The sequence below is a fragment of the Sporosarcina sp. 179-K 3D1 HS genome (assembly GCF_047228905.1).
Taxonomy (GTDB): Bacteria; Bacillota; Bacilli; order Bacillales_A; family Planococcaceae; genus Sporosarcina.
Genome location: NZ_JBFEGI010000004.1, coordinates 99,513 through 112,255, shown reverse-complemented (window position 1 = coordinate 112,255; position 12,743 = coordinate 99,513). Strand labels below are relative to the sequence as shown.

Sequence of the window (12,743 nt, the reverse complement as noted above, 5' to 3'; positions counted from 1 at the left end):
GTAAATTTAAAAAGGAAACCCTCCCCGCCAAGTCGAAATCACATATCAGAAGAAATGGGGGAATTCATATGAAAGAACGTAGAGTAGAGGCAGAGGATTTGTTCGAGTTGCAGTCGGTTACGAATCCGCGGCTGTCGCCGGATGGCAAGGCAGCGGTGTTCATCAAGACGCATATCGACGAAGAGCAGAACAAGTATGTGGCGAATTTATTCCATATCGACCTCGTTTCAAATGAAGTGACGCAGTGGACGCACGGAAGCCAGCGAGTTTCTTCACCGGCGTGGTCAGCGGATGGGGAGCAGATTGCATTCTTATCTGACCGCGAAGAGAAGAATCAGTTGTATGTTCTTTCTGCAAAAGGCGGGGAAGCGAGGAAGTTTACATCGTTTGCCAATGGCGTAATGTCCTTTCATTGGTCGCCCTGCGGCAATCAAATCTGGTTTTCTGCCGAGTTGAAAAAGGGCAAGTCGTTTACGGATATCGAAGGTCAGGAAGAGCCGCAGAAACCGGAACCCGTGCGCATTACGAAAATGAAATACAAAATGGACGGGGCCGGTCTACTGAAACAGGATACGTTCCGCCAAATCGGCTGCCTTGATATGGAGACGGGAGCCGTGACCCCATTCACAGAAGGAGATCATCAGCATACATTGCACGCGGTTTCCCATGACAGCAAGCAGCTAGTGATCAGTGTGAACAGGCGGGACAATCAAGATTTTGATTTCCGACAGCCTTTGTATTTGGTGAATGTTGATACAAAAGAGGAAACGGTGATTATTGATGAGGATGGGGCTTATGGCAGCGTCCGCTTTTCATTCGACAATCGGTATATAGCGTTTACGGGGGCAGATCGTACGTATGAAAATGCGACTCATGCTTGCGTGTACGTCTATGATACGGCAAATGGAGTATGTCTCAATCTGACGGAAGGATTGGGTGCACCGGTCGGGGATGCGGTAGTGGCTGATCATCAGCAAGGGGCGGCTGTGCCGGGTGTCGTCTGGACGAAAGACGACCACCTGTATTTTCAATTATCGACGATGGGCGATGTGTTATTGTACTTCGCTTCGCTCGACGGGGCTTTGTTTCCCGCCACGCCGCAAAATGAGCATGTGTACGATTATGATATTTCAGCAGATGGTGAGTTTGCACTTCTATGTATCAGTGACCCAGTTAATCCGGGGGAACTGGTGAGACATGTGATTACCACGGGAGAACGAGAGGCGCTTACTTCATTCAACCAAAAGTATGTGGAGGAGACGGAATTAGTTGCCCCGGAGCCGATTGTCTTTGCGGGTGCCGAAGGTTGGGATGTACATGGCTGGCTGATGAAACCGACGGACTTTGTGGAGGGGGAGCGCTACCCGTTAATCGTGGAAATCCATGGCGGCCCGCATACGATGTACGGAAATTCATTCTTCCACGAATTGCAATTGCTGGCGGCACAAGGGTACGGCGTACTGTACATCAATCCGCGGGGCAGCCACGGATATAGTCAGGCATTTGTTGACGCGGTGCGCGGCGATTACGGCGGCGGGGATTATGAAGACATCATGGCGGGGCTCTATTTTGTGATGAATGAAAATGAATGGATCGATCCTGATCGGCTCGGAGTGACCGGTGGGAGCTATGGCGGATTTATGACGAACTGGATTATTAGCCAGACAAATCAATTCAAGGCCGCGGTGACACAACGGTCGATCTCCAATTGGATCAGCTTTTTCGGCGTATCCGACATCGGTTACTATTTCAGTGACTGGCAACTTGGCGCGGATATGAAGGATACGGGGAAACTGTGGGACCGATCGCCGTTGAAATATGCGGAACAAGTGGAAACGCCATTGCTCATTCTTCATTCGGAAAAAGACTTCCGCTGCCCGATCGAGCAGGCCGAACAGCTTTTCATTACATTAAAAAGTCTTGGGAAAGAGACCGAATTCGTCCGCTTCCCGGATGCCGACCACAATCTGTCACGTACCGGTATTCCAAACTTGCGGATTGCCAGGTTGGAGGAGATAGTGGGTTGGTTTGAGAAGTATTTGTGAGTAGGTGGGGCATAGTTTGGTGGAGTTGTCATGGCAATCTCCCGAACTGTCATGGCAACCGTGGAAACTGTCATGGCTCTCCCGAACTGTCATGGCAAATCGGGAAACTATCAGGGCAATCCCCCAAATTGTCATGGCAATTGGGAAAACTGTCATGGCTCGTCCAAACTGTCATGGCAAATCGAGGAGCCTTCAGGGCAATCTCTCAAACTGTCATGGCAACCGTGGAAACTATCATGGCCCGCCCGAACTGTCATGGCAAATCGGCCAACTGTCACGGCCCTCTCTCGAATTGTCATGGCGATCGTGGAAACTGTCATGGCAAATCGAGGAACTACCGCGGCAAACCCTCTAATTGTCCTGTACCGAGTCGAGGGTGTAACAATTTCTGTAGGGGATGTGATTTTCCCCATCCCCTCAGAAAATAAGTGATTACTCACTTTACAACCACCACCTTTTTCCATATAATAAAGTGAGTAATCACTCACAAATAAAAAGGAGCGGATTGTATGGAATCAGCCGAACCCTGTGTATCCATCCGCCAAGTATCAAAGAGTTTCAAGAGTCACCAAGTTCTCCAGAATATCACCCTGGACATCATGCCGGGGGAAATTTTCGGGCTTCTCGGGCCGTCGGGGGCGGGGAAGACGACGTTGGTGAAGGAGTTGGCGGGGCTGGATACGCCGACGAGCGGGGAGAATTATCTATTTCAGGAGAAGATGCCCTCATTGTCATTGATTCACCGAATCGGCTATATGGCGCAGTCGGATGCGTTGTATGAAGAGCTATCAGCGAAAGAGAATCTTCAATTCTTCTCCGAACTGTACGGCCTGAAGGGAAAGCAACAAGCGCAGCGTATTGAAGAGGTGATGGCGCTCGTCCAATTGTCCAATGACTTGACGAAATTGGTGTCCAATTATTCGGGTGGAATGAAGAGACGGCTTTCCCTCGCCATTGCGCTACTCCATGAGCCGGAGTTGTTGATTCTCGATGAGCCGACTGTCGGCATCGACCCCGTCCTCCGTAAAAGCATTTGGCAGGCGTTTTCCGATTTAAAGAAGCAAGGGACAACGTTGATCGTAACGACGCATGTCATGGACGAAGCGGATAAATGCGACCGGCTTGCGCTGCTCCGAGATGGGAAGTTAATTGCGGTTGGTTCTCCAGCGGAATTAAAGTCACAAACCAATTCGACGACGATCGAGGAAGCGTTCCTCGTCTATGGAGGTGGGGAGGCATGAGAGTCGCGGCACTTGTCAAACGGATCTTGCGGCAAATCGTCCGCGATAAACGGACGATCGGACTGCTCATTTTCGCGCCGATGCTCGTCTTGACGATGCTCTACTTCGTGTTCGAAGGCGGGGAGTATGAGCCGAAAATCGGGTTGGTCAGCATTCCTGATATGATCGAACAGCAATTGGACACCAAGGGCGCAAAAATCACAAATTTCAATGACGAAGCGGCCGCTAAAGAACAGTTGGCCAATCAGGAAATTGACGCATATCTCACATTCGATGGAATGTCGCCGTCTCTAATCGTCGAAGGAAGCGACCCGACGGTGACCGGCGCGACGATGAGATGGTTCCAAAACGCGCTTCTCAATCAACCCGGCAAAGGCATGATGCCCGAATTACAAGTCGACTACCTCCATGGCTCGAGTGACATGGGGCAATTCCACTACTTCGGCCCGGTCCTTCTCGGATTCTTCGTCTTCTTTTTCGTCTTCCTCATCGCGGGTGTTTCCTTCCTGCGGGAACGGACGACCGGGACATTGGAACGACTGCTTGCCAGCCCGCTGCGCAAATGGGAGATTGTCGCAGGCTATGTCATCGGCTTCGGTTTATTCACGACGATCCAATCGACGCTCATCACAGCCTATGCAATCTACGTGCTCGACATGGTCATGGAGGGTGCATTCGTTTATGTGCTGCTCATCATTTTGTTGCTAGCCCTTACTGCGCTGACGCTCGGGATTTTATTGTCATCGTTCGCGCATAATGAACTGCAAATGATGCAATTCATCCCAATTGTCGTCGTGCCGCAAATTTTCTTCTCGGGTTTATTCAACCTGGAAACCATTGCGGAATGGCTGAGTTGGATCAGCCATGTCACGCCGCTGTACTACGCCGCGAACGCCTTGCGGAATGTCATGGTCCGAGGGTATGGTTGGGGAGAGATCTATTTGGATTTGATGGCGATCGGAGGCTTTTCCCTGCTGTTCATTGCCATTAATATCATCGCATTGCGTAAATACCGCAGCATGTAAGGAGGACCTATGGCAGATCAAAACATGATAGAAGAATTGTTCGATAGCGAGATGACAGAAAAGCAGCAAAAAATTATCGTAGCGGCCATCAACATGTTCGCGGAAAAAGGATTCGCGTCCACGTCCACGAACGAAATCGCCAAAAAGGCGGGGGTGGCGGAAGGGACGATTTTCAGGCATTGGAAGACGAAAAAAGACCTTTTGATGTCCATCGTCAGCCCGATGATGGTGAAGATGCTCGCTCCATTCATCATTAAGGATTTGAATAAAGTGTTGGATCAAGAGTACGCCAGTTTCGAAGAATTCCTGCGGGCGATGATCCAAAACCGGCAAGAATTTTTGGAAAAGAATATGCCGGTCATCCAAATCCTGCTTCAGGAAATCCCGTTCCATCCCGAATTGCGAGAACGATTCATCGAGCATGTCGGCAAGAAAGTGTTCGCCCGTCTCGTTTCAATAGTGGAGCATTACCAAGCGAAAGGGCAACTCATCGATTTGCCAGCGCCGACCGTAATCAGGCTGGCAGCTTCGACGATTGTCGGGTATTTTGCGACGAAATACGTGATTGCTCCTGAATTGGACGATAAGGAATTGGAAAGGACGATCCAGTTCCTGATGAAAGGATTGTCTGTAGAGAATATCATTTGAAAAAATGGTATTCTTTTTTTCATTTCCAGAAAATATTATTGAAAATCTCCTAAGAAGTTTGAAAAATGGGATTGTATCTTTAAGTGGAAACGTCTACTATGAACACATGATAAACCTAGGAGTGAATGAAATGGAGCATGTTGGAAGTTATCGAGTGGAAAAAGACTATATTGGGGAAAAGCAAGTGCCTGCCGAGGCGTATTATGGCATTCAGACATTGCGCGCGGTGGAGAACTTCCCGATTACAGGCTATCCAGTGAGTGGGCATTTGATCAAAGCGATTGCCATCGTCAAGAAATCGGCGGCTCAGGCGAACAGTCTGACGGGGCAGCTGGACGGGAAAATTGCGCAAGCGATCATCCAGGCGTCCGATGAGATTATCGAAGGTGCGCTGCATGACCAGTTCATCGTCGATCCGATCCAAGGTGGCGCCGGTACATCCATGAACATGAATGCGAACGAAGTCATTGCGAACCGTGCGCTTGAAATCCTCGGCGAGGCGAAGGGGAATTATCAATTAATCAGCCCGAATACGCATGTCAATATGGCGCAATCGACGAATGATGCCTTCCCGACGGCGATCCACATCGCTGTTCTCGATAAAGTGCAGGAACTGTTGGACGCGAGTGAAGCGCTCCACGAAACCTTCCAAAAGAAAGCGGTGGAATTCCATCCGTTATTGAAAATGGGACGGACACATTTACAAGACGCCGTTCCAATCCGGCTTGGCCAGGAATTTGAAGCGTATGGACGCGTGTTGAGCCGAGATATCGGCCGGATTAGCGCATCCCGCGAATATTTATATGAAGTGAACATGGGCGCGACTGCGGTCGGAACTGGATTGAATGCCGACCCGCTGTACATCGAAAAAGTCGTCCAGTTCCTATCGGAAAACAGTGGGTTGAAATTAACATCCGCGGAACACCTTGTTGACGCAACGCAAAATACGGACGCTTATGTCCAAGTGTCGGCGGCACTCCGTGGCTGCATGATCAATATGTCCAAAATTGCGAACGACTTGCGCCTCATGGCATCGGGTCCGCGCACCGGACTTGCGGAAATCGTATTGCCGGCGCGCCAACCGGGTTCTTCCATCATGCCGGGCAAAGTCAATCCGGTCATGGCGGAAGTGATGAACCAAGTCGCATTCCAAGTGATCGGAAACGACACGACGATCGGCTTGGCGTCCGAAGCGGGCCAATTCGAGTTGAACGTCATGGAACCGGTTCTTGTCTTCAATCTATTGCAGTCAATGGACATCATGACGAACGTCTTCACCGTGTTCCGCAACTATTGCTTGGAAGGCATCCAAGCGAACGCGGAATTAATGGAAGAGTACGTGGACAACAGCATCGGCATCATCACGGCGATCAATCCGCACGTCGGTTACGAAGCCGCAACTGCAATTGCCAAAGAAGCGCTTGAAACGGGCAGACCGATTCGCGAGTTATGCGTTGAACGTGGCATTTTAACGGAAGAAGAGCTCGACGTCATCCTACATCCGTATGAAATGACCGAACCAGGCATTTCAGGTAAGGAACTCTTGACGAAAAAAGAACTATTAAGGGTCTGATAAATAGGTAGGAGTGGCTGATTTTCAATTAGCCACTCCTTTTTAGGTAATAAATGGTATGATGGAAGGAGCATCGTTAAACATTGGATAGAATTGGAGGTTAGGGAAATGGCAATCAAAAATGTCATGGAAGATGTCGTACGGGATGTCTTGTTGAAGTATCAATCACAGCTACACTTAACGTGCAAATGTGAACGGTGCTTCGACGACATCATGGCACTCGCACTGAACCAGCTGCCACCGCGCTATATCGCCAATTCGGATTTGAGCCCCTATGTCCGAGCGGCCCACGAAGCCGACCGGCAAGGCGCGACCACCATCCTATCCGTCGTCGCCTCCGCGGCCGGCCGCGTCTCCAAAAGCCCTCGCTGCGACACAGCCACTTTGCAAGCCACGGATGAAGAATCTTTGATTTCATAATAATAGATGAGAACAAGCGCCTTTTGGGAGAGGGGTGCTTGTTTTTCTGTTTGGGGGCTGGAAGGGGGCGGGCGGGTAGGCGCTCATACTTCCGTTCAACCGCTCATATCTCTCTGCTATCGCCCATAAATCGCGAGAACCGCTTATATTTTCCTAGGCACGCTCATAAATTCCTGGGCGCGCTTATAACTTCCCAGAAGCGCCCATATTTCCAATCAAGCGATCATAACCCCCTAAAATAAAACAAGCACCCTTCATGAAAGTAGAAAGGTGCTTGTTCCTCATCTGGAAAACAGCGAAAGCATGTCATTCAGATTTTTATTCACAGACGATACTAGCAGATGATCACCTTTTTGGCGGATGTCCAAGTTGATGAACTGCATCATTTCCTCCGCCACGTCTGTGTCAGCCATCAACGAAAGGGATTTCGTCAAATTTGCCTCGAACACCATGGCATTCGTCAAATGATGTTCGATTGCTTCCATTTGGGAACCGACTTTGGTCAAATGGCCTGAAATTGTGCTGATCGCTTTGTCAATGTCAGTGATTAATTGCTCCGCATCCGTACGGGATGTCAAGGAAGCCCCATTTATTCCCAACTTATCCGTACTCACATCAATCGTATCAATCTGCATGCTCTGGCCCGGATTCGCCCCCACGTGCAATACAATCGGAGCCCGATCCCCCAAAATCTTCTTCGTGTTGAACTCAAGTTTCATCGAGGTGTCATTGATTGCCTCAAGGATTTGATCCAACTCTTTCTGTCCCGCATCCCGGTCGCTATCCGTCAACGTCCCGTTCGCATTCGCCACTGCCAATTCACGTGCCCGCTGCAGTAAACCGTTGACATTATTCAGCCCTTCATTCGACGCTTCGAGAACGGACAGGCCGTCCTGCATATTGCTCTGCGCCCGCGAAATGCCACGGATCTGCGCGCGCATCGTCTCGGAAATTGACAGCCCGGACGCATTATCGCTGCCTTTCGCAATCTTCAAACCGGTCCCGAGCTTCTGTAAACTCTTCTCGATCTGCGTATTATTGCGCTGCATCCGCGTCTTCGAAAATGCGATGTGCTCTTGGCTATGTATGCGCATCGTGTCACCCACCTTTTATTCAAAATCAAATGTCCGCTTTTTATATCGGCAAATTTTCTTGGAAATGAACGATTACCCGCCGATAATAAAGAAAAAGGCATCAGGAGTGAAAACTGTGGATTTCAGGAAAGCAACGAAAGTCTATCAGGAAACGAACCTATCCACCATCCCTGTTATCGATTACGTTCTTCTCTGTTTGAATGAAGTGCTGCGGAACATCGAAATCTACGCAGAATCCAACAACCCAGAAGAACGGAAAGAAGCACTGGCCAAAGCCCAAGATTTACTTTTTGAGCTTATGGCCACGGTGGACCATAAAACAGCAGAAGGTGAGCGTCTGCAAATCTACTACGCTTATTTGAACCAATGCTTGATTGAAATCCGAATTCAAGACACCCCCGGATTGCTGGAACAAGTGGCGCTGCAGGTAGGAGAATTAGTGGATTCATGGGAAATTGCGAAGGCGGAAACGCGTAAGCAGAAATATACGACGCCTTGGATTTAAAGTGGTTGGGGAGCGTTTTTAGGTTCGGGTAAAACGTTTAGAAGTTGAGAAATAGCGTTGTGAGGTTCGGCAAAATGTTTCGAAGCTAGTCAACAGTGTTGTTAAGTTTGTATGAAACGTTGTTAGGCTAGAGCGGAGCGTTTCGAGGTAGAGCAAAGATGTTGTAAAGTAAAGACTAAATGTTTAGAAGTCATCCGAAAATATTGAGAGGCTTAGCATTACAACCAATGCCAAGTCAAAAAAAGTCCGGAAAAATAAAAATATTCCCGTTTCCATGTATAATTCCCGTTAAAACGGGCATACACTAAGTAAATATCCCGTACCGAGTGGAGCGCCGGTACGGGATATTTTTTATTTTCCTTGAAAGACAGGCTTGCGTTTTTCTGCAAATGCGTTGAGTGCTTCAATCCGGTCTTCTGTCGGAATCGTAATTTCGTAGGCTTTGCGCTCAATGGAGAGACCAGTTTGCAAGTCCACATTCATGCCGTGTTTGATGGCAAATTTCGCTTGTTGCAATGCAATCGGCCCATTCGCCAGCATCGCCTCTGCAAACGCGAACGTCGTTTCTTCCAATTCCTCCGCAGTCGCCACTTTTGTCACCATGCCATAGCTCAATGCTTCCGTAGCGGTCAACCGTTTGGCAGTCAAAATCAATTCCATCGCTTTTGCTTCACCAATCAACCGCGGCAACCGCTGTGTTCCGCCTGCCCCCGGGATGATTGCGAGTCCTGTCTCGGTCAACCCCATCAACGCCGTATCGACCGCAATGCGGAAATCGCAAGCCAGTGCGAGTTCAGTCCCGCCGCCGAACGCAAATCCATTCATCATCGCAATTGTCGGCTGCGGCAAATTCTCAATGGCCGTAAACACTTCGCCGATCTTATAAATATTCCGTTTCACCTGCAGATCCGTCAGCGTCTTCCGCTCCTTCAAATCGGCCCCCACACTAAAAGCGCGGTCCCCTGAGCCCTTGAAAATGACAACCCGAATATCCGGATTGATGCGGATCGATTCCGTAATATTGCCCAAATCCACCAGCATGTCGTAGTTAAACGCATTCATCGCCTCCGGCCGATTCAGCGTTACAATCGCCAGATGCCCCTGTTGTTCATAATGGATCGTCTCCATCCCAACATCCCCCTTGTCATATGTATTCCACTAAAACATACCATTTTTTGAAGATTGGCGCTATAGCCAATGGGAGAGTAATTGTTTCAGGGGATGCCAAAAGGTTCAATTTTTTTCACCAACCAGTTTCCCATTCTTCCTAACATCAAGTAGAATAAACTGCAGGAGTTGATATTGTGAAAATTGCAATTGTGACGGACAGCACGGCGTATTTGCCGGCTCATATAATAGAAGAATTAAACATCCATGTAATACCTTTGACCGTGACGTTGGACGGACAGGCGTATGAGGAGGGAATCGAAATCACTACCACCGATTTCTACAATAAAGTGCGGGGGAACGGGCCGTTGCCGAAGACATCGCAGCCGCCGGTCGGCCGGTTTGTGGAGTTGTTCGAGTCCCTGAAACTAGAATACGACGCCATTATTTCCATCCATCTGTCCAGCGGTATCAGCGGCACGTTTGCCGGAGCTGTGCAGGCGGGTGAGATGGTCGAAGGGGTGGATGTCCGCGCATTTGATACGGAAATCTCGTGCTACATCCAAGGGTTCTACGTCATTCGCGCGGCGGAACTGGCGAAGCAGGGGGCGACAGCTGACGAAATCATGGCTACCCTCCATGAAATGAAACAGACAACTCGTGCCTATTTCATGGTGGACGACCTGTCGCACCTGCAACGGGGAGGCCGCTTGTCCGGCGCGCAGGCACTTATCGGGGGACTTCTCCAAGTGAAGCCGATCCTTCATTTCCAAAATAAAGTGATCGTCCCGTTCGAAAAGATCCGGACACGCAAGAAGGCGATGAAACGGATGGCGGACCTGCTCGGGGAAGACGCTGCGCGCATGCCACTCGACGCGTGCATCATCCACGGTAATTGCCCGGAAGATGCGCAAAGTTGGCGCGAAGAATTGAACGCACGATTTCCCGATGTGAACTTTACGATCAGCCATTTCGGCCCGGTCATCGGTACGCACCTCGGGGAAGGCTCGATGGGTCTCGGTTGGACGAAGAGGAATAGCTGAACGACCAAAAATTTGGTAAACTATAAATAGATTGGAAAGGGGGCGCTGCCGATGACGACAACCTTCTACCCGGCCATCAGGGATTTCCTGAGTGGTCGTATTTGGCTGCGCCGGCACAGCCCTTTTCCGCCCGAAGCGATTGATGCACATATTGAATCCAATCACATTTTCACCATTCCTGGCATCCAGACGAAAAAACGCTGGCCCTTTTGCAACCGATGCGAAAATGACGATCCGTCCCGTTTCACAACGTTCGACTGTGCCAAATGCGGCGGACCGTGCACGTATTGCAGGCATTGTTTGAAAATGGGGCGCGTTTCTTCCTGCACCGAGCTCATTGTCTGGAATGGCGAGTCTCCCGTGTTCCCAATGGATCATGCACTCGCTTGGGAAGGAACCCTGACGCCAAGACAACGAAAAGCGTCCGAGGAACTCGCTGCGAGCACCGCAAAACAGCGGTCGCACCTCATTTATGCCGTCTGCGGATCGGGGAAAACAGAGATTTTATTCGAACCGATCCATCGGCTACTAACAGAAGGGAAGCGGGTATGCCTCGCCGCGCCCCGGGTCGATGTCGTCCTTGAACTCGAACCGCGGCTGCGTGCCGCTTTCCCGCAGACCGCCATCGAAGCACTCTACGGGGGGAGCGAATCAAAAACGGATACCGCTCCGCAACTCGTCCTCGCGACAACGCACCAGCTCTTCCGTTTCCGGCACGCATTTGACGCCGTGTTCGTCGACGAAGCGGATGCGTTCCCATATACAGCAGACGAAACGCTCCAGCGTGCCGTCCGGAAAGCCGCAAAACCGGGGGCGCCCGTCCACTTCGTCACCGCGACGCCATCGGACAGACTGCTCGCGAACATGAAGAAGAGTGGCAACATCTCGACGATCGACCGCCGCTATCACGGGCATCCGCTGCCTGTCCCGCGGTTCGACACGCTATGGAATTATGCCAAGCAAATCCGTAAAGGGAAACTGCCGAAGAAACTTGCCGCCTGGACAGAAGAACGGCTCCTAAAACACGAGCCCTTCCTCATCTTCTTCCATCACATCGGCCTGATGGAGGAGGCACTCCCTTTATTCGAGAATCTCGACTCGCGCATCAAAGCGGTCCACGCGGCGCATCCCGACCGGAAAGAGCATGTCCAGCTGCTGCGCAACAAGGAAATTCCCGGACTTCTGACTACAACGATCTTGGAACGCGGAATCACAATCCCGAACGTCCAAGTCGCGGTCGTCGGGGCGGAACAGCTCATCTTCAACAAAGGCGCACTCATCCAGATCGGCGGCCGGGTCGGGCGTTCGGCACAGCACCCGACCGGTGATTTCGTCCTGTTCCATCACGGCATCACGTATGCCATGGATGTAGCGAAACACGAAATCCAGAGGTTGAATAAAGGGCGTGACACCACATGAACCACTGCCTTCTCTGTGAACAGCCGATCGCCGCGTTCCCAACATGGAGTGGATTGCTGGGCATCGAACACAAAAAAGACATATGTGACGACTGTTCAAAAAACTTCCAGCATGCCGACATAATAGATGATGATCCGCTTTTTGACCGGATCACCTCCATCTACACGTACAATGACGCAATGCGGGAGTACTTGCATCAATATAAATTTCTCCAGGACATCGCGCTCGCCGGCGTCTTTGCGAATGAATTGCGGGCGGTGCTGAAAGGGAAGGCGACCGTCGTCCCGATTCCGATGCATCCTGAAAAGAAAATCGAGCGCACCTTCGCCCATGTCGACGAGCTGTTGAAGCGAGCGGGCATCCCATTCACGCACCTGCTCGAAAAAGTCGACACGGCCGTCATGGGGGAGAAATCGAAAGAAGAACGCCTGGCCATGCGCCCTTTATTTACAATAAAACCGGGCACATCCATCGGACCAGGTCCATACATACTCGTCGATGACATTTTCACGACCGGCACGACGCTCCGGCACGCGGCAACCGTCTTGCGAGAGGCGGGCGCTACACAGGTGGAGGCAGTGACCCTCATCCGTGCCGAACCGTCACACTAGAAAGGAGTTTAA

Annotated in this window: 13 protein-coding genes; 10 read left to right on the top strand and 3 right to left on the bottom strand. The window is 50.6% G+C overall.

Annotated features, from left to right (window positions below):
- Nucleotides 1-68 precede the first annotated feature (68 nt).
- Complete coding sequence (locus AB1K83_RS07965) at nt 69-2,045, top strand: S9 family peptidase (RefSeq protein WP_413057648.1); 1,977 nt, start codon at nt 69-71, stop codon at nt 2,043-2,045.
- Nucleotides 2,046-2,197: 152 nt separating this feature from the next.
- On the opposite strand, the gene AB1K83_RS07960 is transcribed toward AB1K83_RS07965, so the two are convergent.
- The gene (locus tag AB1K83_RS07960; RefSeq protein ID WP_413057647.1) at nt 2,198-2,485 is read right to left on the bottom strand and encodes a hypothetical protein; all 288 of its coding nucleotides are present in this window, start codon (nt 2,483-2,485) and stop codon (nt 2,198-2,200) included.
- Between the two features lie 69 nt (nt 2,486-2,554).
- Between AB1K83_RS07960 and AB1K83_RS07955 the strand changes: the two genes are divergently transcribed.
- The 5 genes from AB1K83_RS07955 (at nt 2,555) to AB1K83_RS07935 (ending at nt 6,952) form a co-directional block, all read left to right on the top strand.
- Nucleotides 2,555-3,286, top strand: coding sequence for an ABC transporter ATP-binding protein (locus AB1K83_RS07955; RefSeq protein WP_413057646.1), 732 nt, complete (start codon nt 2,555-2,557; stop codon nt 3,284-3,286).
- Entirely contained in the window at nt 3,283-4,311 is a 1,029-nt protein-coding gene (locus AB1K83_RS07950) for an ABC transporter permease (RefSeq protein WP_413057645.1), read from the top strand. Before AB1K83_RS07955 ends, AB1K83_RS07950 begins: the two co-directional genes overlap by 4 nt.
- 9 nt (nt 4,312-4,320) lie before the next feature.
- A complete protein-coding gene (locus AB1K83_RS07945; protein ID WP_413057644.1) occupies nt 4,321-4,959 on the top strand; it encodes a TetR/AcrR family transcriptional regulator in 639 nt (212 codons plus the stop codon).
- A 130-nt stretch (nt 4,960-5,089) separates the two neighbouring features.
- Nucleotides 5,090-6,532 carry an aspartate ammonia-lyase gene (gene aspA, locus AB1K83_RS07940; RefSeq protein ID WP_413057643.1) on the top strand — a complete coding sequence of 481 codons (1,443 nt, stop codon included), beginning with the start codon at nt 5,090-5,092 and terminating at the stop codon, nt 6,530-6,532.
- 93 nt (nt 6,533-6,625) lie between these two features.
- Nucleotides 6,626-6,952: a late competence development ComFB family protein gene (locus AB1K83_RS07935; protein WP_413057642.1), complete on the top strand. Its 327-nt coding sequence runs from the start codon at nt 6,626-6,628 to the stop codon at nt 6,950-6,952.
- Between the two features lie 281 nt (nt 6,953-7,233).
- Here the strand turns inward: AB1K83_RS07935 and AB1K83_RS07930 are convergent, their stop codons facing one another.
- Complete coding sequence (locus tag AB1K83_RS07930; protein ID WP_413057641.1) at nt 7,234-8,046, bottom strand: flagellin; 813 nt, start codon at nt 8,044-8,046, stop codon at nt 7,234-7,236.
- 115 nt (nt 8,047-8,161) lie between these two features.
- Between AB1K83_RS07930 and fliS the strand changes: the two genes are divergently transcribed.
- The gene (fliS, locus tag AB1K83_RS07925; protein ID WP_413057640.1) at nt 8,162-8,551 is read left to right on the top strand and encodes a flagellar export chaperone FliS; all 390 of its coding nucleotides are present in this window, start codon (nt 8,162-8,164) and stop codon (nt 8,549-8,551) included.
- Nucleotides 8,552-8,902: 351 nt separating this feature from the next.
- Here the strand turns inward: fliS and AB1K83_RS07920 are convergent, their stop codons facing one another.
- Nucleotides 8,903-9,679 carry an enoyl-CoA hydratase-related protein gene (locus AB1K83_RS07920; RefSeq protein WP_413057639.1) on the bottom strand — a complete coding sequence of 259 codons (777 nt, stop codon included), beginning with the start codon at nt 9,677-9,679 and terminating at the stop codon, nt 8,903-8,905.
- 176 nt (nt 9,680-9,855) lie between these two features.
- Between AB1K83_RS07920 and AB1K83_RS07915 the strand changes: the two genes are divergently transcribed.
- From AB1K83_RS07915 to AB1K83_RS07905, 3 genes are read left to right on the top strand one after another with little or no spacing between them, the layout of a single operon-like run.
- Entirely contained in the window at nt 9,856-10,701 is an 846-nt protein-coding gene (locus AB1K83_RS07915) for a DegV family protein (RefSeq protein WP_413057638.1), read from the top strand.
- Nucleotides 10,702-10,752: 51 nt separating this feature from the next.
- Nucleotides 10,753-12,120, top strand: coding sequence for a DEAD/DEAH box helicase (locus tag AB1K83_RS07910; protein ID WP_413057637.1), 1,368 nt, complete (start codon nt 10,753-10,755; stop codon nt 12,118-12,120).
- Nucleotides 12,117-12,731, top strand: coding sequence for a ComF family protein (locus AB1K83_RS07905; protein WP_413057636.1), 615 nt, complete (start codon nt 12,117-12,119; stop codon nt 12,729-12,731). Before AB1K83_RS07910 ends, AB1K83_RS07905 begins: the two co-directional genes overlap by 4 nt.
- Nucleotides 12,732-12,743: the final 12 nt, after the last annotated feature.

Excerpts from the sequence above, each read along its gene's own strand:
- AB1K83_RS07950 (WP_413057645.1), top strand. The coding sequence starts at position 3,283 with ATGAGAGTCGCGGCACTTGTCAAACGGATCTTGCGGCAAATCGTCCGC.
- AB1K83_RS07955 (WP_413057646.1), top strand. The coding sequence starts at position 2,555 with ATGGAATCAGCCGAACCCTGTGTATCCATCCGCCAAGTATCAAAGAGT.
- AB1K83_RS07920 (WP_413057639.1), bottom strand. The coding sequence starts at position 9,679 with ATGGAGACGATCCATTATGAACAACAGGGGCATCTGGCGATTGTAACG.
- AB1K83_RS07945 (WP_413057644.1), top strand. The coding sequence starts at position 4,321 with ATGGCAGATCAAAACATGATAGAAGAATTGTTCGATAGCGAGATGACA.
- AB1K83_RS07905 (WP_413057636.1), top strand. The coding sequence starts at position 12,117 with ATGAACCACTGCCTTCTCTGTGAACAGCCGATCGCCGCGTTCCCAACA.
- AB1K83_RS07965 (WP_413057648.1), top strand. The coding sequence starts at position 69 with ATGAAAGAACGTAGAGTAGAGGCAGAGGATTTGTTCGAGTTGCAGTCG.
- aspA (WP_413057643.1), top strand. The coding sequence starts at position 5,090 with ATGGAGCATGTTGGAAGTTATCGAGTGGAAAAAGACTATATTGGGGAA.
- AB1K83_RS07930 (WP_413057641.1), bottom strand. The coding sequence starts at position 8,046 with ATGCGCATACATAGCCAAGAGCACATCGCATTTTCGAAGACGCGGATG.
- AB1K83_RS07910 (WP_413057637.1), top strand. The coding sequence starts at position 10,753 with ATGACGACAACCTTCTACCCGGCCATCAGGGATTTCCTGAGTGGTCGT.